Source organism: Pelagimonas sp., from assembly GCF_058892305.1.
Genome location: NZ_JBZXVN010000005.1, coordinates 49,019 through 71,479, shown reverse-complemented (window position 1 = coordinate 71,479; position 22,461 = coordinate 49,019). Strand labels below are relative to the sequence as shown.

Sequence of the window (22,461 nt, the reverse complement as noted above, 5' to 3'; positions counted from 1 at the left end):
ACCCTGATCGTAATAGACAGGAGGCCAAAATGGCGCGTCTCAAGAGTTATCTACTGGCTGGTACAACCTTGGTCTGCGCCTTGGGTATTGGCTACGTCATGCAATTCGGCCTCGCCCTTCCGGGTCAGAGTAAATCCGCTCAGGTCGGCCCGCTGGAAGTCTCGGACATCACCGAAGTCTCCTCAGCGACCGCCCTTCCCCTACCGCCAACTGACTTGCAGTTTGATATTGAAATGCCCGGCCAATCTGTTGAGCTTGCGGCCGCCGATGCCGGTTTGATCGGCACCGAATTGCCACAGGAAAACAGCGCTGAAAGCTTTGGCTGTGACGTTCGCATGGAAGCAAGCCCTGCCGCTGGTGCGATGGTTAACCTATCGCTGTCCTCAGCTTGCCACGCCAGCGAGCGTGTCACAATCCATCATCAGGGTATGGTGTTCACCGAAGTTATGCAGCCCGACGGCTCCCTTGACGTTTCCGTGCCTGCCCTTGCCGAAGCGGCCGTCTTCATGGCGTCCTTTGCAAGTGGTGACGGCGCGATGGCAACAGTTGAAGTGACCTCGATGCCATTTTACGACCGCGTTGTGCTGCAATGGAAAGGCGATGCAGGCCTGCAATTGCACGCCCGCGAATTTGACGCCGACTATTTCAGTGATGGCCACGTTTGGGCCTCAACGGCTGGCGATTTGACCGCGGCGGCCCGCGGCGAAGGTGGTTTCTTGACCCGCCTCGGTCAATCCGACGCGCCCGAAGCCCTCTTGGCGGAAATCTATTCCTACCCAAGCGGCACGACCAAACGCAGCGGCGAAATTGCCCTATCGGTTGAAGCCGAAGTCACAGGTGCAAATTGCGAAACCCGTGTTGAGGCGCAAACATTTGAGATGGCAGCCGGTTCCGACCTGCGTGTCCGCGACATGACGTTAGAAATTCCCGGCTGCGACAGCACAGGTGACTTTCTGGTGTTGAATAATCTTGTCCAAGACCTGACAATCGCCGCGAGGTAAATCGCGCCAGGCAGGACAAGATATGCACATTTGGCGTGCGGCGATATTCGCCGCACTTTTCATTTTAGGGATCGTGTCTTCGGCTTTGGCCCAAGACATCACCCTCCGGTCCCGCGATGGCGCGATCGAATTGACCGGCACCTTTCTTGGGTTTGACGGCGAGTTTTACCGTATCGACACCAAATTCGGCGAGCTAACCGTCGATAGCTCTGGTGTGCTTTGCGACGGCCCTTCTTGCCCATCGCTCACGGACTATGTCGCCGAACTCTCAGTGTCTGGGTCCGCCACTGTTGGCTCGGTTTTGATGCCTGCATTGTTGGAATCCTTTGCTTTGCGCAACGGGCTAAATGCCAAACGACAAACGATAAGTGACAACCGCTTTGCCTATATTCTCAGCGATACCCGCAGCGGCAAAATGGTTGGGATCTTTACCTTTCGGGTAACCAACACCGACGAAGGTTTCGCCGATCTGTTGGCCGGAGAGGCGGATATTGTCATGTCACTGCGCGAAATCCGTCCCTCAGAAATCGCGCTGGCGCGAGAGGCGGGCCTTGGCAATCTCGAAACCCCCAATCGCGCCCGAGTTTTGGCCCTGGATGCTTTGGTGCCTGTGGTCGCGGCCAATAATCCGGTTAACAAGATTTCGCTAACTGATCTCGCAAGGGTTCTCTCTGGAAAACTGTCAAATTGGCGAGAGTTAGGAGGCCCCGATGCCCCGGTCACCGTCCATGTTCGCGATGCCAACTCGGGCCTGTCGCAGGAGCTAGAGGACAAAATACTACAACCGGCTCAGACAACATTGACGGCTTTGGCACAGCGTTACAATACGAACGCAAAATTGGCGGATGCCGTCGCGAAGGACCCATTTGGCATTGGCATCGCCAGCTTTTCCGACATCGGAAACGCCAAACCTTTGTTGATTGGGGGGAATTGTGGCTTCTCGTTGCGCGCCGCGCGCCGCTCGATCAAAACCGAAGATTTCCCATTAACCGCACCTATGTTTCTATACGTTCCGGCCCGCCGCCTCCCGGCTTTGGCCCGTGAGTTTTTGACATTTACCCGCACACCACCGGCGCAAATTGTCATCCGGAGAGCGGGGTTTGTTGACCAAGCTCCCGAGGAAATCCCAATCGATTTGCAGGGAAACCGGTTCACGAATGCGGTGCTTGTGACTGATGGCGATAACTCGTTAAAGGAACTCAAACGTCTAACCCGAACCCTATCTGAAATGCGCCGACTGACCACATCCTTTCGATTTGAAACCGGATCGACCCGGTTAGATGCGCAATCCCGTTCAAATGTTCAACAACTCGCCCGCTCTCTCGAGGCCGGGATTTATGATGGGCGCAAGCTGGTGTTTGTTGGGTTCTCGGACGGGGTCGGCCCGGCGCAGGGGAATTTGACAATTGCCCGAAAACGCGCCGAAACCGTGCGCCGCGCAGTGGAACTGACTGCGGAAACAGCGGATTTGGATCAAATAGAAGTGTTGACCGATGCATTCGGTGAGGCCATGCCCATGGCTTGCGATGAAACGTCTTGGGGGCGTCAGGTGAACCGGCGGGTCGAGGTCTGGGTGCGCTAAAGGCTTGCGGTGGCAAATTCCGTGCACGGAATTTGGGCGTCTAGAGCAACCCTTCGGCTTTGAAACTCAATTCCTGCGATTTGCCGATCACCAAATGGTCATGCAAGGTCAGCCCAAGCACTTCGGCAGCTTCTCGAATTTGCTCAGTCATTTCAATATCTGCCCCGCTAGGTGTTGGGTCCCCTGACGGATGATTGTGCACAAGGATCATCGCCGTCGCGTTCAACTCTAAGGCGCGTTTGACAACTTCCCGCGGATAGACGGGGACGTGGTCGACCGTGCCACGCCCTTGCGCTTCATCGGCGATCAAGACGTTCTTGCGGTCCAAATACAGCACGCGAAATTGTTCGACCTCACCATGTGCCATTGCTGTTTGGCAATAGGTCAGCAAAGCATCCCAACTGCTCACCACGTGCCGTTTTAAAACCTTGGCTTGCGCCAAACGGTGTGCCGCCGCCTCAACGATTTTGAGTTCGGTCACAACCGCGGCGCCGACACCTTTGACCTCTGCCAATCTCATCGTAGGTGCAGAGATAACGCCGTTGAAATCTCCAAATTGGTCAAGCAACTGCCGAGCGAGTGGTTTAACGTCCTGACGAGGAATGGCACGAAACAAGACCAGCTCCAAAAGCTCATAGTCGGGCAAGGCTTCGGCCCCACCAATCCGAAAACGCTCACGCAACCGCGCACGATGATCTTTGATATAGGATGGCAACAGCTTGGAATCGGGCACCGGTTGCACCGGAGCTTCGTCCAAGTCGAACAATGCCGCTTGTGAATCTGAAAAATGTGGTCCCTGAGCCATGCCTCATCTTTGCTGAAGCATGGTGAACGAATGGTAAATGTTGTCACTCCGTTCCCACAAAGAAAAAGCGGCACCCATCTGGGCACCGCTTTCTGAAAAATCTGGGATTTGGGAAGGGGGTCTACCCTTTCATACTGTCCCAAAACCCTTTGACCGACGAGAAAAAGCTCGAGCTTTCGGGGTTGTTGTTTTCGGCTAGGCCTTCAAACTCGCGCAAAATCTCTTTTTGACGAGAGGTCAGGTTCACCGGTGTTTCGACGGCCAGTTCGATGAACATGTCACCGATGCCACCGCCGCGTAGCGCTGGCATGCCTTTGCCGCGCAACCGCATCTGGCGGCCAGATTGGCTTCCCGATGGGATTTTCACCCGCGAACGACCGCCATCAATGGTCGGCACTTCGATATCGCCACCCAAAGCAGCAGAGGTCATCGACACCGGCACTCGGCAATGCAACTCGCTGCCTTCTCGTTCGAAAATCTTATGCTCTTCGACTTCGATGAAGATATAGAGATCACCCGGAGGGCCACCACGCATGCCCGCCTCACCTTCGCCCGCAAGACGAATGCGCGTGCCGGTTTCAACACCAGCTGGGATGTTCACAGACAGTGCGCGTTCTTTTTGAACACGGCCATTTCCACCGCAGGATTTGCATGGGTTCTTGATGATTTGACCAAGGCCAGAACAGGTTGGGCAAGTCCGCTCAACCGTAAAGAAACCCTGTGTTGCCCGAACCTTACCCATACCGGAACAGGTTGGGCAGGTAGTCGGTTCTGCTCCGCCTTCGGCACCAGACCCTTCGCATTCACCACATTGCACCGAAGTTGGCACATTGATGGTTTTCTGCATTCCCGCAAAGGCGTCTTCGAGTGTGATCCGCAGGTTATAGCGCAAGTCCGCCCCGCGTGAGGCGCGCTGACGCCCGCCACCGCCGCGCTGGCCACCCATAAAGTCGCCGAATAGATCGTCGAACACATCAGAGAAGGCACTGCCGAAATCACCGGGGCCACCGCCGCCAAACCCGCCACCGGGTCGACCACCGCCACCCCCCATGCCGCCTTCGAATGCGGCATGACCGTAGCGGTCATAGGCTGCTTTCTTCTCAGGATCTTTGAGGACATCATAGGCCTCATTGATCTCTTTGAACTGAGCTTCTGCGTTTGGATTGTCCGAATTGCGATCCGGGTGCAGTTCCTTGGCCTTCTTGCGATAGGCCTTCTTGAGCTCATCTGCAGAGGCCCCTTTGGAGGCTCCTAGCAGATCATAATAATCACTTTTGGACATCTACGTCCTCCTTTCCAGGAAAGGAAAAGGGCCAGTCCGGCTACCGGACCGGCCCCCGATCAGTGTCACAAACCGGCCTTAGCCACGTTTGTCATCACCCAGATCTTCGAAGTCGGCGTCAACGATATCATCGTCGGCACCAGCAGGACCCTCAGCATCCGCAGCTGCGGGCTCTTCGCCGGCTTCTTCGGCTTGGGCTTTGTAGATCGCTTCACCAAGGCGCATTGCGACTTCGGTCACGTTCTGGATACCGGCCTTGAGCTTCTCAGCTGCAACGTCGTCTTTCTCCAGATCGTCTTTCAGCGCTGCAACCGCAAGCTCAATCGCCTCAACAGTGGACGGATCGACCTTGTCGCCATGCTCTTCAACCGATTTCTCGGTCGAGTGCACAAGGCTCTCGGCTTGGTTGCGGGCTTCGACCAGCTCTTTGCGCTCTTTATCCGCTTCGGCGTTTTCTTCGGCTTCTTGGACCATCTTTTCGATGTCCTCATCCGTCAAACCGCCCGAGGCTTGGATGGTGATCTGCTGCTCTTTACCGGTGGCTTTGTCCTTGGCACCAACGGACACGATGCCGTTTGCGTCAATGTCAAAGGTCACTTCGATCTGTGGCATACCACGAGGCGACGGTGGGATGTCTTCCAAATTGAACTGGCCGAGCATCTTGTTGTCAGCCGCCATCTCGCGCTCACCCTGGAAAACCCGGATAGTCACGGCCGACTGGTTGTCTTCGGCGGTCGAGAAGACCTGAGACTTTTTCGTCGGGATGGTGGTGTTGCGGTCGATCAGACGGGTAAATACGCCGCCCAGAGTTTCGATACCAAGCGACAGAGGTGTTACGTCGAGAAGAACAACGTCTTTGACGTCCCCCTGCAGAACACCGGCCTGAATGGCCGCGCCCATGGCAACAACTTCGTCAGGGTTCACACCCTTATGTGGCTCTTTGCCAAAGAACTTGGTCACTTCGTCAAAGACGCGTGGCATACGGGTCTGACCGCCAACCAGAACGACTTCGTCGATGTCAGCCGTGGTCAGGCCGGCGTCTTTCAACGCGGCTTGGCAAGGCTTGATAGACGCTTTGACCAGATCACCAACAAGGCTTTCCAGTTTGGCGCGGGTCAGTTTCACAACCAGGTGCAAAGGTGCGCCTGTGGCCGGGTCCATGGTGATGAACGGCTGGTTGATTTCGGTCTGAGTGGCCGAAGACAGTTCGATTTTGGCTTTTTCAGCGGCTTCTTTCAGACGCTGCAGGGCCATCTTGTCTTTGGTCAGGTCGGCACCGTGCTCTTTTTTGAACTGGTCCGCGAGGTAGTTGACGATGCGCATGTCAAAGTCTTCACCACCAAGGAAGGTGTCGCCGTTGGTCGATTTCACTTCGAACAGACCGTCGTCGATTTCCAGAATGGTCACATCGAAAGTACCGCCACCAAGGTCATAGACCGCGATGGTTTTGCTTTCTTTCTTGTCCAGACCATAGGCCAGAGCCGCCGCTGTCGGTTCGTTGATGATCCGCAGCACTTCGAGACCGGCAATTTTACCGGCGTCTTTGGTGGCCTGACGCTGGGCGTCGTTAAAGTACGCAGGAACGGTGATAACCGCCTGAGTGACTTCTTCGCCAAGATAGCTCTCGGCGGTTTCTTTCATCTTGCCGAGGATAAAGGCAGAGATTTGCGACGGAGAGTATTTCTCACCCTTGGCCTCAACCCATGCATCGCCATTGCCGCCATCAACGATGGCGTATGGAACAATGTCCTGATCCTTGGTGACTTCTGCATCGGTGACGCGGCGGCCAATCAGACGCTTCACCGCAAAAACGGTGGCTTCTGGGTTGGTAACAGCCTGACGTTTGGCTGGCTGGCCAACAAGGCGTTCGTCGTCAGCAAATGCAACGATAGAAGGAGTTGTGCGTGCGCCTTCGGCGTTTTCAATGACGCGGGCGGCAGAGCCGTCCATAATGGCAACACAAGAGTTCGTTGTACCGAGGTCGATACCGATCACTTTACCCATGTTCGATCCCTTTCTTAACAGGCGATATCACGTGGCGCTGGACCCGTAACGGCATCCGGTGCCCCGTATGGCAGGAACGCCGGTCCGGCCGGATCCGGCGCGTTCGGACGGTATATAAGGAGCCGCTTTTGTCCCTGCAAGCACCTGCAACACAGCAAATGTGCAGAATTGCTTGGCTAACGTTAGGAATCACGAAAGAAAGAGGCATGAAACCTGCAAATTCACCCGTGATCCGCCAAAAGGGCTTTGTCATTCATCCCGAATTTCTGGATCGGGCCGAACAAGAATCGCTTGTTGAGGAGTTGCGCGGGATTTTGCGGAGCGCCCCTTTGGTTCAGCCCGTGACCGCGCGGGGAAAACCGATGTCGGTGCGGATGAGCGCGGCGGGTGATTTTGGCTGGATCAGCGACAGGCGCGGCTATCGCTATGAAACGCAGCATCCAAATGGCGCAGCATGGCCCGCCATCCCAGCCTCAATTCTTAAAATTTGGTATAAAGTTGACAGCTGTCAACACCTCCCCAAACGCGACCCGGAATGCTGTTTGATCAACTGGTACGGCGAAGACGCGAAGATGGGACTGCACCAAGATCGCGACGAGGCGGCTTTCGACTACCCGGTGGTGTCTATCAGCCTTGGCGACGAGGCGTTGTTTCGGATGGGTAATGTGGACCGTGGCGGCAAAACCGAGTCGATCTGGCTGAAATCCGGCGATGTTGTTGTGATGGGTGGTGACGCACGGCTGGCGCATCACGGTGTGGACCGGCTCCGGTTTGGGTCATCAAGCTTGCTGCCGCAAGGCGGGCGGATCAACTTGACTTTACGTGTTGTGACGTGACCGAAACGGACTACCAATCCCGTTCTTGATCCTGTTTCTTCGCCAGTGCTAACCTGATATTGCGCGTTTTGATCAATGAGACATTTTAGTCATGCCCTTTTTACGCCTTGTCCTTGGCCTCGTATTTTTGACGACGTCCGCCCTTGCCGACCCCCCAATTTTGCCGGCCAATCCCCAATGGTTAATGATTGACCGAAATCGCGAAGTCTTTGTTCGAAAGTCGGATCAAGTCACCGGGGGATGTTGGCGCAACACTCAAAGGTCGATTGACGAAGTTAGCCTCGAACTCATTCGCAGTGGTTTTGACATTGCCAAAACTGATGATTTTGGAACCATCGCTGAGGTAACTGCAATTGGTTACGCCCTGAATCAGTACAATTGCGCAGTTATCGTTCAGATCAATGTTTGGACGCCGGTGCTACAGGACGTGATCGTAGATGGCAAAGAGTTCACCAGCATTTACCGACACAAGATTTGGAGCACATCTTCAATTTTGACAGGACCAAAAAACGGCATGAGCAGCCGGGTCGCGCAAACTCATCGCCACATGGTTCAGAGCTTTCTTCTAGATTTAGCATCCGAAACGAAAAACGTTCTCACACAAGCCGCTCGGAACTGATCAAGGTGCCATCAGACGACAACAGCCATGCATCATTTTCTGCGCCTCGCCAGTCACAAAAACCGTCGCCTCTATCCCGGTAAATGTTTCAATCATCGTACTCCAGCATTGCTCGGTTTCGATCAAGGCCGAAACATGCAGCGTGCCGTCGCTGGCCATAATGGCCGTTGCGCGGGTATTTTCACTTGCCGTCGCGATCGGACCAGACGCAAGATGCCGCCCTGGCCCTTCGTATCCGGCGCGATAAATCACACCCTCCCCCTCTGCGTAGCGTAGGGACCATGCCGCTTCGGAGCCGGAACATTGCAAATACGGCCATTCTGGAAAAGTAGCCCCCGGAACAATCTGCAAATAGCGCGCAAAGACCCACCCCATGCCCGCCTCTCCGGCGCTGACCTGTGCCCACCGACCTGACGCGTCCAAGGCTTCAATTTGAACATAGTCCGCATCATGGGCCAAAACGCCGATTACTTGCCCCTTGGAAGAAGGTTTAGAACGGATGTTCAGAGTGTCATCAGAGGCCACATCCACAACATTGTAGAGCGCTGGAAAGGACTCCGCCAAGGCCGCCGAAGACATCAACAGAAAAACCGTCAGCATCTTGATAATGTCATTTACTCCGATTGGATCGAGCAGCAACCCGACAAAACTTCCATGTTATATCCGCTGATCACAACGGTTCCGTTCAGGCCGAACAAGCGGTCCGACATGCCATCGGAACAAATTTCCTTGTCCATCACAATTGCAATATTTTCCCCCTGTGCGCTCCCTAAAATAGCAAAGGGGGCCGGGCGGGCATTGGCGGCGCGGGCAAGCCCCATCTGGAACGGGCGGTCATGTCCTTCGGGGGTCGACAAAATCGCAGGGCCGCCGTTTTGCACATCAAGAGACCAAAACGGTTCGGTCCCGAAACAATTGAAATGCACGGCGTTTGGCAGCGCCGTGTCAGGTTGCTCGGCCAGAAACGTCATCGAGGCCCATCCCGAGCCTTCGTCAACATTGACCCGGCCCCAGTTGTCCTGAACCTCGACCACTTCGACCGACTTGGCATCAAAGGCCAAGGTGCCGATGATATTGGCCCCTGCCATCGGACGGGTCCGAACATTCAGCACGTCATCAGAGGCCACACCCGTCACATCAAACAGGGCTGGCAAATCTTGGGCAACCGCCGTCGTTGCGGTGGCAAGCATCAGGGCAAGGGCGCGGATCAGCATAGGAAACTCCTTGGTCAATTGACCCAAGACTATGCGGAACATCGGTTTTGCCAAAGTGCGGTATTCCATAGTCCGGAATACCGTCTAATCTTAGCGACGGGCCCCCCAAGAGGCCGAGGCATGTTTGCGGGTGTAAAATTCACCCATCAAGCCAATCATGATAAGAAAGATCGACAGATACAGGGCGTATTCCCAGCTGGAATTACGAGGGCTGTAGTCGAGAAACGCAAAACCGCGCGATTGGTCGATACAGTGGAACAATGGGTTCCAATCAAACATGGTTAGCATGTAGGGCGGCAAGGTGTTTGCAACGAACATCTTGCCAGAAGCAATCATATTTGCGCGCTGATACACCGTTGAGATGATGCCGACCGGGGTTGGGAACCACGGTTTGGCGGCCAAAAACACCATTCCAATTGCCGCGCCCGAGAACCAAGCAAGCAAGACCATGCCCAGACACCCAATCGGATCATAGATTTCCAAAAGGACACCAGGGGCAAAGGCCGCGTCATAGACAAACAAAATCGCAACAAGCGACAGAACCTGAATGTACAGTGTGCTGATCATCGCGGCTGCAATCGCAATCGCCGTGTTCATCGGGGCGTGTTGCATCATCGGACTTGCCGGACCTTCGGACCCGGACACCGCACCCAGTGTTTTGGAATGCGTCATGTAGAGGAAAATCCCGGTCATGATATAAACCATGAAATCGCCACGCAGCGCCGTTCCACGCAGGCCCAGAATTTGGAACATCACATAAAACGCCATGACGAAAACAATCGTCTGCAGCATGTTCATAAAGATCGCCATAAAGGCGTTCCCGTGGGATTTACGCACAGATCGAACAGAATTGTGGTAAATCAGTTCAGCAATATAAATTGCCGAGCCCAGCCGAGACCGGGGTGTTGTCATCTGAAACATGGGGCGCTGCTCCGATACGCGGCCTGATACTTTCGGCATTCTTGCCGTTCTTGTTGAATGGCACCATAAGACGCAAAGGCTTTCAAATCAATAAAACCCGACATTTTGCCGGGAAGGGGACATTTCGTGGACTATTCGGAACTGACAACAGTGATCCGCAAGCTGGCACTGGAGGCCGGTGACAAGATCATGGAGATCTACAACGCCGACGATTTCGACGTGAAAGTGAAATCGGATGACAGCCCGGTGACCGAAGCGGACGAAGCCGCAGACGCGATCATCTCGGCCGGATTGCGCGCCACTTTTCCCGATGTCGCCCTTGTCACAGAGGAACAAGCCGACAGCCATGGTGTTGACGCCAAAACCTTTTTGATCGTTGATCCGCTGGATGGCACCAAGGAATTCATCAAACGCCGCGGTGATTTCACCGTCAACATCGCCCTGGTCGAAGACGGTGTACCGGTGCGCGGTGTGGTCTATGCCCCGGCCCGCGAACGGATGTTCTATACTCTGGCAGATGGATCAACCGTCGAAGAGATGGGTCCCTTTGACAAAGACACCGCCGGCGAAACCAAAGCCATCTCTGTTAGCACACCTGACAACAGCGCGTTGATGTTGGTCGCGTCCAAATCACACCGCGATCAAGCCACCGAAGATTACATCGCCAAATATGCCACCAAAGACAGCAAAAGCGCCGGATCGTCGTTGAAGTTTTGCCTTGTCGCCACGGGTGAGGCCGATTTGTACCCACGCGTTGGCCGCACGATGGAATGGGACACCGCCGCAGGTCAGGCCGTGTTGCATGGTGCCGGTGGCAAAGTTGTGCGTTTCGACGATCACACCCCGTTGGTCTATGGCAAAGACGGTTTCGCAAACCCGTTCTTTATCGCCTACGCGCCGGGCGTTGAGCTGCAAAAGGCCTAGTGCATGGCCTTGTCCGTCAGTGTGGTGGTTGTGAGCCGGGGCCGCCCCCAGGCCCTTGCCCGCTGCCTGATGGGCTTGGCCCAACTTGACTACGCCCCATTCGAAGTGATTGTGGTGACTTGCCCGGATGGGGAAGCCATTGTGCGCGCCCGGCCGGATGCGTCATTCATCAAGCTTGTTGGCTTTGACGTCCCCAACATCTCAGCGGCCAGAAACCTTGGCATCGCACAGGCAGCGGGTGACGTTGTCGCGTTTATAGATGACGACGCGGTTCCCGAACCGCTCTGGCTTGCACATTTAACGGGTCCGTTCGAGCAACCCGATGTCTCAGCCGCCGGTGGCTATGTCATCGGGCGAAATGGCATTTCATTTCAGTGGAGGGCCCGGACGGTAGATTGCACCGGCACGCCGTCCCCCTACCCCCTACCGGACACAAGGCCGGTTGTACCAAAAATCCCCAATGGCCATGCCCTCAAGACGGAGGGAACAAACATGGCGTTTCGACGGACTGTTCTTCGGGAATTGGGCGGGTTTGACCCCCAGTTTCACTTTTACCTAGATGAAACCGACCTCAACATGCGCCTTGCTCAACAGGGCCATCAAACCGCTATAGTGCCTCTCGCTCAGGTCCATCACGGTTTCGCAGAAAGTGAGCGGCGAGAGGCGTCGCGCGTCCCCAAGGACCTGACCCAAATTGGGGCCTCGCAGCGCGTGTATCTAAGGAAATTTTGCCCCAAAGCGGATCAGGACCGCGCTTGGGTGGCCTTTTGCGAAGAGCAGAGGTTGCGGCTGTTTCGATTTGCCAAAAAGCGTCAACTAAACGCGGAACGGATGGCGCAATTACTGCGCGGATTACAGGATGGCGGAGCCGAAGGTCAAAGGCGGCCCATCACAACCCTGCCAGTCCCAAAGGCAGTTGCACCGGCGTTTCAGGACTTTCCCGGACGTCCCAACGCCCCACGCGTCGTGTTGGCCGGTCGGATTTGGCAAGCCCCTAGATTGCGACGTCGTGCTGCCGAACTGGTCGAAGACGGCAGCATTGTGAGCTTGTTCATTTTTCTACCAAGCCCAAGGTTCCATACGGTTTCGTTTACAAGCGGTGGGTATTGGGAACAATTTGGCGGAAGATTTGGGCGCAGTGAACGCACCCAGCGCTTCTCTCGTTACTGTCGGTTCGCGACACGAGTGAACGAAGAACAGGACCGAGTATCCGCAGTCCGCGGCTAAATTGTACAGAAAAACCGCCATTTCGCAGCAGAACTACAACGAATTGGAAACAATACCCGGTTATTCAGCCTATCGTATCAAAAATTTGGTAGCGACCTCAAAAATCGCGTGCGATAAGCTGTCAAAAGATAAAAACAGGAGCAGACCGATGCGCAAGAAGGTCACGAAAGCCATTTTTCCCGTTGCAGGTATGGGAACCCGCTTTCTTCCGGCAACCAAATCGGTACCCAAAGAGATCATGACTTTGGTCGATCGTCCGCTGGTCCAGTATGCCATTGACGAAGCGCGCGCCGCTGGGATCAAAGAGTTCATTTTTGTGACCTCGCGCGGCAAAGGGGCCTTGGAAGATTATTTTGACCACGCGCCACAACTCGAACAAGAGCTGCGCAAAAAGGGCAAGGATGAACTTCTCGACATTTTGAAGTCCACAAACATGGACTCAGGTGAAATCGCCTATATCCGCCAGCACCGGGCCCTTGGCTTGGGACATGCTGTTTGGTGCGCCCGCCGATTGGTCCACAACGAACCCTTTGCCGTCATGCTACCCGACGATGTGATCGCCGCCGAGAAACCATGCCTACAGCAAATGGTTGAAGCCTACGAAGAAACCGGTGGAAATATGGTCGCCGCAATGGAAGTTCCTGCGGAAAAAGCCTCTAGTTACGGTGTCTTGGACATCCAAGAGGACATGGGAAATATGGTCAAAGTCAAAGGCATGGTTGAAAAACCTGCCGTTGACCAAGCGCCGTCTAATTTGGCCGTCATTGGCCGTTACATTTTGTCGCCTGATGTCTTCCGCCACCTGAACAGGATCAAGTCCGGTGCTGGTGGTGAAATTCAGCTCACCGATGCGATTGCCCGCGAGATCACCGAGGGCAATGGCGTTTACGGCTATCGCTTTCGGGGCCAACGCTTTGATTGCGGGTCCAAAAGCGGCTTCTTGCAAGCCACCGTGGCATTTGGCCTATCGCGCGATGATCTAAAAGACGACCTCGAAGGGTACTTGCACGAAATCATGTCTGCACGAAAAGCGGCGGAATAGACCTTTGGCACATGTTTTAGTAACTGGTGGCGCGGGCTATATCGGTAGCCATGCCTGTAAGGCACTAAAAGCCGCCGGGTTTACGCCCGTGACCTTTGACAATCTGTGTACCGGCTGGCAGGACGCGGTGAAGTTCGGGCCATTTGAACGCGGTGATCTAACGGATCGGGCCCGGTTGGATGAGGTTTTTGCCAGATGGCAGCCCGTCGCCGTGATGCATTTCGCAGCGCTTAGCCAAGTTGGCGAAGCCATGGCCAAACCCGGCATGTATTGGCGCAATAATGTCGAAGGATCACTGACCCTGATCGAGGCCGCCGTCGCCGCCGGATGTCTGGACTTTGTGTTTTCCTCAACTTGCGCAACTTACGGCGAACACGACAACGTTGTTCTGGATGAAAACACGCCGCAAGAGCCGCTGAATGCCTATGGGGCCTCAAAACGCGCGGTAGAAAACATATTGCGCGACTTTGAGGCCGCTTACGGATTGCGCCATGTGATCTTTCGATACTTCAATGTGGCTGGTGCGGACCCAGAAAGCGAGGTTGGAGAACATCATCGACCCGAAACTCACCTCATCCCGGTCATGTTAGAGGCGATTGATGGCAAACGCCCGGCGCTAACCATTAACGGCACCGATTACGAGACGCCCGATGGCACCTGCATCCGTGACTACGTGCATGTCTGTGATCTGGTTGATGCCCATGTTCTTGGCCTGAAATGGTTGCAAGACGGCAAAGGCAGCCAGGTTTTCAATCTTGGCACCGGCAGTGGGTTTTCGGTCAAAGAAGTCATCACTTCCGCCGGTACCGTCACCAATCAGGAAGTCCCCTGTTCCGAAGGACCACGCCGTGCCGGAGATGCCACCAAGCTGGTATCTGGGTCCTCGCGCGCCAGTGAGGACCTTGGCTGGAACCCGACGCGATCAACGATGGCAGAGATGATTGCAGATGCATGGCGGTGGCACAAAAATGGCCATTACGACGCCTGAGGCTCCGACCCGACTGCTTGACCTGACACGGTTGATAAGCCGGGCGGGTCGTCCGATGACGGGTGTCGACCGGGTCGAATTCGCCTATCTAGACAACCTATTAGACCAAGGAGAGCTTTGGGGCTTGATCCGTAGTTCATTGGGTTATGTCTTGCTAGACCCTGCTGGATGTACCGCGCTACGTGATCGAATTCTTGATCAGAATTGGGGGCCGGCGGACCGGTTGTCAAAACTGCGCAAGGGGCTGCATCCGGTACGCCGTCAGGCCGAAACCTACTTGCGCAGAATATGCCGCGACCGTTGTCTGCCCCTACGCCTGTCGCGGATGCTGGCGCGCCATTTGCCAATGGGTATGCATTACCTCAACACCGGTCATTCGAACCTAACCGATCGGGTGCTATCGGCCATGCGGCTCCGCAAGGCGCGGGTGGCGGTGATGATCCATGACACTATTCCGCTGGACTTTCCCCAACACCAACGCCCCGAAACCATCGCGCCCTTTCGCGCCTTTCTGAATCGGGCCTGCACCCATGCCGATGTGATCCTGTGCAACTCCCGTCAAACCGCAGACGACATTGGCCGACATGTGACCGGCCCACTCCCGGACAGGATCATCGCTCATCTTGGTGTGTCTATTCCCGAAACGGGAACAGCCCCAGAAGGCCCTTGGACCGCCCCCTATTTTATCTGCCTCAGCACAATCGAGCCGCGAAAAAACCATGCGCTTCTGCTCGATATTTGGCCAGACATTCCTGATTCTCACCTTCTGATATGCGGCAATCGCGGTTGGGAAAACCATGATGTTTTCAGTCGCTTAGATGCAAAGCCAGAGCGCATCCACGAATTGCATGATCTGCCGGATGATCAGCTTTTTGCTCTTTTGCAAGGCGCAGCCGGATTGCTCTTTCCGAGCTTTGCCGAAGGCTATGGCCTCCCGCCTATCGAAGCCGCCGCTCTTGGCGTTCCGGTGCTTTGTAGTAACCTCCCGATTTTCCGGGAAGTTCTGGGAAATATTCCCGTTTACGCAGAGGCTTCGGACAGGTATCTTTGGCAAACAACGATAATAGAGATGGCTGACCAGCATCGAACAGGTTTAAGTGGTACTCAGACGTTCACTCCTCCCTCTTGGGATGAACATTTCAAGACCGTCTTAACCTTGATCTGATAGCGACCATCTATAACGAGGGGCCGGTCAACCGGCTTGGACAAGGGCACACGATTGGGCGCATGGCAGTCATACCGACTTCGGGTTCAGCGTAAGCGCTGGCGCATTCGTGCGTTTCGCAAGCGACGCGATTTGCGCCCCGTGGCCAATCGTACTTCCGATATTGCGCCGTCTGATATCCTGTTGTTCTCGACGCAACGAAATGAAGGCGTGCGCCTACCGTGGTTTCTGAAATACTATCGGGACATGGGAGTTAACCATTTTTTCTTTGTCGACAACGACAGCACCGACGGGTCGCTTGATTACCTTGCCAAACAACCAGATGTCTCTGTTTGGACCACCCAAGCCAGCTATAAGAGATCGCGCTTTGGGGTGGATTGGCTGAATTGGCTGGCTTTGAAATACGCCCATGATCACTGGGCGCTGACTGTCGATCCGGATGAGCTTTTCTTGTATCCCTTTTGTGATACGCGCCCTTTGCGTGCCTTGACCGACTGGCTCGATGCCTCCTCGATCAAATCTTTTAGCGCCATGCTGTTGGATATGTATCCCAAGGGGCGGATCGATGCCCAACCATATCAAGCCGGGCAGGACCCGCTTGAAATTGCCTCTTGGTTTGATGCGGGCAACTACACCGTTGAAAAGAATAAACAGTTCGGAAACCTATGGATTCAAGGCGGGCCACGGGCCCGGATGTTCTTTCAGGACAAACCGAAACTGGCCCCGGCGCTGAACAAAATTCCATTGGTAAAATGGAACCGCCAATACGCCTATGTCAGTTCGACCCACAACCTTTTGCCACGCGGCTTAAATCAGGTTTACGACGAATGGGGCGGCGAAAAGGCCAGCGGCATTCTGCTGCACACGAAATTTCTCGACACCTTTGCCGCCAAAGCCGAAGAGGAATTGGCGCGCAACCAACACTATGGGGCCAGCCGCGAATATATCGCCTATGCAAACGGCGTTAAGGACAATCCTGATCTTTGGTGCAAGTGGTCTGAAAAATACATCAACTGGCGCCAGCTTGAGATTTTGGGGCTGATGTCCAAGGGGAACTGGGCATGAGTGTCGGGATCGTCATGCTGGTCCACACCGCGCTTGACCGCGCCGAAGAAGTTGCACGCCATTGGACACGCGGCGGATGCCCTGTTGTCATCCATGTCGACAAAATGGTGCCACGCCAAACCTATGACGCCTTTGTTGCGCGCCTGTCCGATACGCCGATGGTGTTGTTTTCCAAACGCCACCGATGCGAATGGGGCACATGGGGGCTTGTGGCCGCCTCTCAGGACGCTTCGGAACTCCTGCTCGAAAAATTCGAGGAGGTGCGCCATGTCTATCTATCATCCGGATCTTGCCTACCGCTGCGCCCCGTAGAAGAGCTTGTCGACTACCTCGAACAACGCCCACGCACCGATTTTATCGAGAGCGCCACAACCGCAGATGTCCCTTGGACCGTAGGCGGGTTGGACCAAGAGCGCTTTACGATGCATTTCCCGTTCAGCTGGCGCAAGAACCGCTACCTGTTTGACAAGCTTGTGGAGTTTCAGCGGGCAGCCGGCTACAAACGCCGAATTCCGCGCGGTTTGGTCCCCCATATGGGGAGCCAATGGTGGTGCCTCACCCGCCAAACTCTCACCGCTATTCTACAGGACCCTGAACGCGATAAGTTTGACCGTTATTTTCGCCATGTTTGGATCCCGGACGAAAGCTATTTTCAAACTCTGGCGCGGCTTTATTCCACCAATATCGAAAGCCGGTCGCTAACACTGTCCAAGTTCGACTTTCAAGGCAAACCGCATATTTTTTACGACGATCACCTGCAATTGCTTCGGCGGTCTGACTGTTTTGTGGCGCGCAAAATTTGGCCAGAGGCCGGGCGTCTTTATGATGCGTTCCTGACCGACCCCAACGGTGCCATGTCCCAGCAAGAACCCAACCCCGGCAAAATTGACCGCATTTTTGCCAAAGCAGTTGATCGGCGGACCCGCGGTCGCCCTGGCCTTTTCATGCAAAGCCGTTTCCCGAATTTGGGTTGGGAGAACGGGGTGACGGCCGGGCGTTATTCGGTTTTCCAAGGGTTTGCAGAGCTGTTTCAAGATTTCGAAAGCTGGCTTGCCCGTGCGACCGGTGCTCAGGTGCATGGCCACCTATATGGCCCTGATTGCGCTGAATTTTCCGGTGGTCAGATGGTCATCAATGGGGCCCTGTCCAATAACGCCAATCTTCGTGATGCCAACCCGCGCGCCTTTTTGACCAACCTACTTTGGAACACCCGTGGCGAGCGGCAGTGTTTTCAATACGGGCCCCATGATAACCCCAAAATCAACTGGCACATGTCGCGCGATCCCAATGCCCAGATCAGCGTGATTTCGGGCGCTTGGGCTGTGCCGCTTTTTAAATCCAATACCAATTTCGCGGAAATTCGTGCCGAAGCCGCCGCCCTGCAAAAGATTGAGAGCAAGATGCTCGATGAATTGCGAAGTCCGGACGTCAAGGCGCGGGTGCGCATTTGGACAATGGCCGAATTTATCGAAGCACCGATGGAACCCTTGCAGGTGATCATCGACGAAATCGGTCAGAAAAGCCTGCGCCGCCTTGCCGAAGCCCCGCGTTTGGAAGATTTGGCCGGTTTTGGTCAGTTCTTGCAGAACCTAAAGAACCAGGGGATGCACCCGTATCTCATGGGTGACTTCCCGGTTGACCCCGCGCCGCGCAACCTGTCCGGTGGTCATCGCAAACCTTACTTGATCAAGAAATAGGCCCTTTGAATGTCTGATCGTTTCGATTGTTTTGTGGTGTTCGCCGAAATGCGCACTGGGTCCAATTTCCTTGAGGCCAATCTAAATGCGTTTGACGGTATCACCTGTCATGGCGAAGCGTTCAATCCGCATTTCATTGGCTATCCAAACTCCGAAGACATCCTTGGCATCACTCAGGATGAACGCGACGTTGATCCCACGCGCTTGCTTGGCCAAATCCGCAAGGCCACACCAAGCGGCATTGGTGGGTTCCGCTATTTCCACGACCATGATCCGCGTATTTTGAATGACCTTCTGAGCGACCCGAAAATCGGCAAGATCATTCTGACCCGCAACCCAGTTGATAGCTATGTTAGCTGGAAAATTGCGCAAGCCACCGGTCAGTGGAAGCTGACCAATGTCAAACGGCGCAAGGACGGTCAGGCGCAGTTTGATGCAGCAGAGTTCGAACAACACCTTGCCGATTTGCAGGCCTTTCAAGTGCAGATCATGAACACCTTGCAACGCAGTGCGCAGACAGCGTTTTATGTCGCCTACGAAGACTTGCAGGATGTCGACATCATGAACGGGTTGGCGCGCTGGCTCGGGGCGTCATCGCAATTGGACAGCTTGAACACAGCGTTGAAACGGCAAAACCCACAACCCGTTTCTGAGAAAGTTAAAAATTTCGACGAAATGGAAGGATCTTTGGCGCGGCTGGATCGGTTTAACCTAACCCGAACACCAAATTTTGAACCGCGTCGTGGTCCGGTTGTCCCCTCCTATGTGGCGGCGGCAAAAACGCCCCTTCTTTACATGCCAATTCGCTCCGGCCCAGAAGCCACCGTTTGCAAATGGCTGTCTGCTTTGGACGATGTCGACGAAAACGAGCTTGAGCGGAATTTCAAGCAAAACACGCTACGGGCCTGGAAACGCCAACACCCCGGCCATCGCAGTTTTACCGTGATCCGCCACCCTTTGGCGCGGGCACATGAGGCATTTTGTTCGAAAATTCTAACCACGAAGAAAGGCAGCTTTGCCGGTATTCGTAAAACCCTTCGACGCGCCCATAACCTCCCTATTCCAGAAGGTGAGCCGGGCGACGATTACACTGTTGATGCCCATCGCACGGCCTTTACCGCCTACCTGGCGTGGGCCAAGGCCAATCTATTGGGGCAAACGGCGGTTCGGGTCGACGGGCATTGGGCAACGCAGGCCCAGTGTATCCAAGGCATGTCCGAATTCACTTTGCCGGACATGATCATCCGCGAAGACGAGATGGCGCTTTACCTTCCGGCCTTGGCCATGCAGGTGGGACACCCTGCCCCGCCCGAGCCTGTGGCAAACCCAAATTCCGCCCCCTTTGCGCTTGCCCAAATCTACGATGACCAAATCGAAGCTTTGGCCCGCGAGGCCTATATGCGTGATTACATTATGTTTGGCTTCGACAACTGGGCCTAGAAGCCGGCCAGTTCTAACGGGCGCCTTGACGCGACCGCGCATGTGACCTTGGCAAATTCGGCGCGGGTTACGCGGCTTTGACAGATTCTGTTTCCGTCAAAATTGTATAGAGCGTTGTCGGATTCGGATTTGCCCGCAGCTTGGCGCACAGGCTTGCTTCTCGCAGATTGCGAGACACCAAAGCCAAGGCTTTGAGGTGCTCTACACCGGCGTCCTGCGGTGCAAACAACGCAAAAACCAAGTCGACAGGCTGCCTGTCAACCGAGTCAAAATCCACCGGCTTTTCCAAGACCAAAAAGGATCCAACAACCGAGTTCAGACCTTCGATGCGGGCGTGTGGCAAGGCAACCCCCTGCCCCACACCAGTTGGTCCAAGCGTTTCACGCTCCATCAAGGCTTCGACAATCTCTTGAGTTGGCAGATCATAAGCCGAGGCCGCCAGATCGGCGACCTCATGCATAAGCCGCTTCTTGCTAGAAGCCGACGCAATAGTTTTGACGGCCTCAGGCTTGATGAGATCAGCGAATTTCATAGTCTACCTGTATTCAGAGCGCTTTTCGCGACACTCCGGCTTTATGGATCAATCCAGCCGATATTGCCGTCTTCACGTCGATACACGACGTTTACGCCATCCTTTTTTTCGTTGCGGAACACCAGAACCGGCGCACCGGCCAATTCCATCTGCATCACGGCTTCACCCACTGTGAGAGATGGGATTTTTGTCTCCATCTCAGCCACAATAATGGGCTGCAGCGAGTCAGGTTCTTGTGCTTCCGAATCCGTATCGCTGGCGAGGATATACGAGGATGCACCGAATATTTCAACGGGCTCTGTTCTATCTTTGTGGTGGTCTTTCAACCGGCGCTTGTAGCGACGCAGCTGTTTGTCCAATTTTTCACCACAGTCATCGAAGGCTGCATAAATTTCAGTCGCATGTGCTTTGGCTGCTGCTGTCAGCCCGGTCGACAAGTGAACCGTGGTTTCACAGACAAATTCATGTCCGCTTTTGGAGAAGATAACATTCGCATCTGTAGGGCGCTGCGAATACTTTTGTAAGACAGCCCCTAGTTCGTCTTTCACGTGGGTTTGCAAGGCGTCGCCAATGTCGATGTGCATTCCCGTGATTTGATAGCGCATGTTGCATCCTTTTTGTTTTTGGCAACCAAGACGATACGTGCTGGCCAAGGCCAGGTGTTCGGTTAGTCGCTTTTCAGGAAAGACACTTGGCAGTGGCTTGTCAAAACCCGTCCCCGCAAGCGGAAACAAAGGTCAGACAAAGATCCAGCAAACCAAAATGCCATGCCCCATTTGACGGTGGAAAGCGGGGGAGAGTCAATGACAACGATCAAGAAAATTAAGCCAACTGCCTAACAAAGCGTCGCAGGTAAAAGAATAACACCGCTCAACCAATGCGAAAGTTGTCGCCCAAATAGACGCGACGTACATTTTCGTTGCGAACCACCTCTTCGGGGGTGCCTGACATCAAAACCTGGCCATCATGGAGGATATAAGCGCGGTCAACGATCTCGAGAGTTTCGCGCACATTGTGGTCCGTTATCAAAACACCCAACCCTCGTGTTTTGAGATCCGCAACCAGATGGCGAATGTCGCCCACACTAATAGGGTCGACCCCGGCAAAGGGTTCGTCCAGCAAAAGGTACTTGGGATCCGCCGCCAAGCAACGCGCGATTTCGACCCGACGCCGTTCGCCACCCGAAAGGGCAAGCGCCGGCGCACGCCGCAAGTGTTCGATCGAAAACTCGCCCAGCAATTCTTCGAGGCGCTCGCGACGGCGGTGCCGGTTTTTCTCCGCGATATCGAGAACCGCGCCGATGTTGTCCTCAACAGACAGTCCGCGAAAGATCGACATTTCCTGTGGGAGATAGCCGATCCCCATGCGAGCACGGCGATACATCGGAAGATAGGTCGCATCGCGCCCATCAATCATGACCTGCCCACCTTCGGGGTTTACCAGCCCGGCAATGGCATAAAAGGAGGTGGTCTTGCCCGATCCGTTCGGGCCAAGAAGCGCAACCGCCTCACCTCGGTTCAAACGTAACGACACATCACGGATAACCACGCGTTTGGCATAGCTTTTGCGCAGGTGTTCAATGACCAAACCGGCCTGACCATCAGTTACTGTTAACTTTGGATCCGCCATTATTGGCCGTCCTGATTGAGAACCGTCTTCACCCGCCCCGACATCTGGGCCGTCCCGGCCTCAAGATCGACAGTCATCTTTTGCGAGGTCAGCGCGCTGGTCCCTTGGGTCAACAAGACGTTGCCTGTCATAACGACAACGCCCTTTTCAAGGGAGTAGTCGGCACGTTCCGCCTCGGCCGCCTCGGTGCCACTGACCATGGTTACGCCGCCGGTGGCTTCCATCCGCTGGATTTCCTGGGCCGCCTCGGAATAGACCACCAAGACCCGCGGTGCCGCCAAGCGCATCTCACCCTGCGCAATAATCACGTTGCCAGTATAAAGAGCCGTGCCGTCCTTTTGGTTCACCGACAAGGAATCTGCGGTGACTTCAACCGGGGCTTTGGTGTCTTGGTTCCCACCAAAAGACACCTGCGCCCCTTGCGCAAAACTCATAACGGGTAGCAGCACAGCTGCAAAGATAACGGCAATCAATCGGGTCATGCGGTG

General features: G+C 54.9%; 22 protein-coding genes. 12 read left to right on the top strand and 10 right to left on the bottom strand.

Going from position 1 to position 22,461, the window contains the following annotated elements:
* Positions 1–29 precede the first annotated feature (29 nt).
* On the top strand, positions 30–1,001 hold the full coding sequence (locus tag AC5EFR_RS02030; protein WP_493574305.1) for a translocase: 972 nt from the start codon (positions 30–32) through the stop codon (positions 999–1,001).
* 22 nt (positions 1,002–1,023) lie between these two features.
* On the top strand, positions 1,024–2,583 hold the full coding sequence (locus tag AC5EFR_RS02025; protein ID WP_493574304.1) for a phosphate ABC transporter substrate-binding/OmpA family protein: 1,560 nt from the start codon (positions 1,024–1,026) through the stop codon (positions 2,581–2,583).
* A 40-nt stretch (positions 2,584–2,623) separates the two neighbouring features.
* Here AC5EFR_RS02025 and radC read toward each other — a convergent pair whose 3' ends face one another.
* From radC to dnaK, 3 genes are all read right to left on the bottom strand, one after another.
* Positions 2,624–3,388: a RadC family protein gene (gene radC, locus AC5EFR_RS02020; protein ID WP_493574303.1), complete on the bottom strand. Its 765-nt coding sequence runs from the start codon at positions 3,386–3,388 to the stop codon at positions 2,624–2,626.
* 121 nt (positions 3,389–3,509) lie between these two features.
* The gene (dnaJ, locus tag AC5EFR_RS02015) at positions 3,510–4,670 is read right to left on the bottom strand and encodes a molecular chaperone DnaJ (protein ID WP_493574302.1); all 1,161 of its coding nucleotides are present in this window, start codon (positions 4,668–4,670) and stop codon (positions 3,510–3,512) included.
* Between the two features lie 78 nt (positions 4,671–4,748).
* Entirely contained in the window at positions 4,749–6,674 is a 1,926-nt protein-coding gene (gene dnaK, locus AC5EFR_RS02010) for a molecular chaperone DnaK (RefSeq protein WP_299923005.1), read from the bottom strand.
* Between the two features lie 206 nt (positions 6,675–6,880).
* Here dnaK and AC5EFR_RS02005 point away from each other — a divergent pair, with 206 nt between their 5' ends.
* Entirely contained in the window at positions 6,881–7,510 is a 630-nt protein-coding gene (locus AC5EFR_RS02005; protein ID WP_493574301.1) for an alpha-ketoglutarate-dependent dioxygenase AlkB family protein, read from the top strand.
* A 184-nt stretch (positions 7,511–7,694) separates the two neighbouring features.
* Positions 7,695–8,129: a hypothetical protein gene (locus AC5EFR_RS02000; RefSeq protein WP_493574300.1), complete on the top strand. Its 435-nt coding sequence runs from the start codon at positions 7,695–7,697 to the stop codon at positions 8,127–8,129.
* On the opposite strand, the gene AC5EFR_RS01995 is transcribed toward AC5EFR_RS02000, so the two are convergent.
* From AC5EFR_RS01995 to AC5EFR_RS01985, 3 genes are all read right to left on the bottom strand, one after another.
* Positions 8,130–8,729 carry an SH3 domain-containing protein gene (locus AC5EFR_RS01995; protein WP_493574299.1) on the bottom strand — a complete coding sequence of 200 codons (600 nt, stop codon included), beginning with the start codon at positions 8,727–8,729 and terminating at the stop codon, positions 8,130–8,132.
* A gap of 14 nt (positions 8,730–8,743) precedes the next feature.
* Complete coding sequence (locus AC5EFR_RS01990) at positions 8,744–9,343, bottom strand: COG3650 family protein (protein WP_493574298.1); 600 nt, start codon at positions 9,341–9,343, stop codon at positions 8,744–8,746.
* Between the two features lie 90 nt (positions 9,344–9,433).
* Positions 9,434–10,264 carry an ABC transporter permease gene (locus AC5EFR_RS01985; protein WP_493574297.1) on the bottom strand — a complete coding sequence of 277 codons (831 nt, stop codon included), beginning with the start codon at positions 10,262–10,264 and terminating at the stop codon, positions 9,434–9,436.
* A gap of 126 nt (positions 10,265–10,390) precedes the next feature.
* Between AC5EFR_RS01985 and cysQ the strand changes: the two genes are divergently transcribed.
* The 8 genes from cysQ (at position 10,391) to AC5EFR_RS01945 (ending at position 19,812) form a co-directional block, all read left to right on the top strand.
* On the top strand, positions 10,391–11,188 hold the full coding sequence (cysQ, locus tag AC5EFR_RS01980; protein WP_493574296.1) for a 3'(2'),5'-bisphosphate nucleotidase CysQ: 798 nt from the start codon (positions 10,391–10,393) through the stop codon (positions 11,186–11,188).
* 3 nt (positions 11,189–11,191) lie between these two features.
* The gene (locus AC5EFR_RS01975; RefSeq protein WP_493574295.1) at positions 11,192–12,415 is read left to right on the top strand and encodes a glycosyltransferase family 2 protein; all 1,224 of its coding nucleotides are present in this window, start codon (positions 11,192–11,194) and stop codon (positions 12,413–12,415) included.
* 148 nt (positions 12,416–12,563) lie between these two features.
* Entirely contained in the window at positions 12,564–13,457 is an 894-nt protein-coding gene (galU, locus tag AC5EFR_RS01970; protein WP_493574294.1) for a UTP--glucose-1-phosphate uridylyltransferase GalU, read from the top strand.
* A 4-nt stretch (positions 13,458–13,461) separates the two neighbouring features.
* Complete coding sequence (gene galE, locus AC5EFR_RS01965; protein WP_493574293.1) at positions 13,462–14,445, top strand: UDP-glucose 4-epimerase GalE; 984 nt, start codon at positions 13,462–13,464, stop codon at positions 14,443–14,445.
* Positions 14,426–15,610: a glycosyltransferase family 4 protein gene (locus tag AC5EFR_RS01960; protein ID WP_493574292.1), complete on the top strand. Its 1,185-nt coding sequence runs from the start codon at positions 14,426–14,428 to the stop codon at positions 15,608–15,610. The genes galE and AC5EFR_RS01960 overlap by 20 nt, the downstream gene beginning before the upstream one ends.
* Before the next feature lie 54 nt (positions 15,611–15,664).
* Positions 15,665–16,675 (top strand): glycosyltransferase family 2 protein, encoded by a 1,011-nt coding sequence (locus AC5EFR_RS01955; RefSeq protein WP_493574291.1) that lies wholly within the window; start codon positions 15,665–15,667, stop codon positions 16,673–16,675.
* Positions 16,672–18,372 carry a DUF5927 domain-containing protein gene (locus AC5EFR_RS01950; protein ID WP_493574290.1) on the top strand — a complete coding sequence of 567 codons (1,701 nt, stop codon included), beginning with the start codon at positions 16,672–16,674 and terminating at the stop codon, positions 18,370–18,372. The genes AC5EFR_RS01955 and AC5EFR_RS01950 overlap by 4 nt, the downstream gene beginning before the upstream one ends.
* 9 nt (positions 18,373–18,381) lie before the next feature.
* A complete protein-coding gene (locus AC5EFR_RS01945; RefSeq protein ID WP_493574289.1) occupies positions 18,382–19,812 on the top strand; it encodes a nodulation protein NodH in 1,431 nt (476 codons plus the stop codon).
* A gap of 67 nt (positions 19,813–19,879) precedes the next feature.
* Here the strand turns inward: AC5EFR_RS01945 and AC5EFR_RS01940 are convergent, their stop codons facing one another.
* The 4 genes from AC5EFR_RS01940 to lptA all read right to left on the bottom strand — a co-directional run bounded on the left by AC5EFR_RS01940 (position 19,880) and on the right by lptA (position 22,455).
* Complete coding sequence (locus tag AC5EFR_RS01940; RefSeq protein WP_493574288.1) at positions 19,880–20,344, bottom strand: PTS sugar transporter subunit IIA; 465 nt, start codon at positions 20,342–20,344, stop codon at positions 19,880–19,882.
* Positions 20,345–20,385: 41 nt separating this feature from the next.
* A complete protein-coding gene (hpf, locus tag AC5EFR_RS01935) occupies positions 20,386–20,949 on the bottom strand; it encodes a ribosome hibernation-promoting factor, HPF/YfiA family (protein WP_493574287.1) in 564 nt (187 codons plus the stop codon).
* 265 nt (positions 20,950–21,214) lie between these two features.
* Entirely contained in the window at positions 21,215–21,973 is a 759-nt protein-coding gene (gene lptB, locus AC5EFR_RS01930; RefSeq protein ID WP_299922977.1) for an LPS export ABC transporter ATP-binding protein, read from the bottom strand.
* Positions 21,973–22,455, bottom strand: a complete 483-nt coding sequence (gene lptA, locus AC5EFR_RS01925) for a lipopolysaccharide transport periplasmic protein LptA (protein WP_493574286.1) — start codon at positions 22,453–22,455, stop codon at positions 21,973–21,975. Before lptA ends, lptB begins: the two co-directional genes overlap by 1 nt.
* Positions 22,456–22,461: the final 6 nt, after the last annotated feature.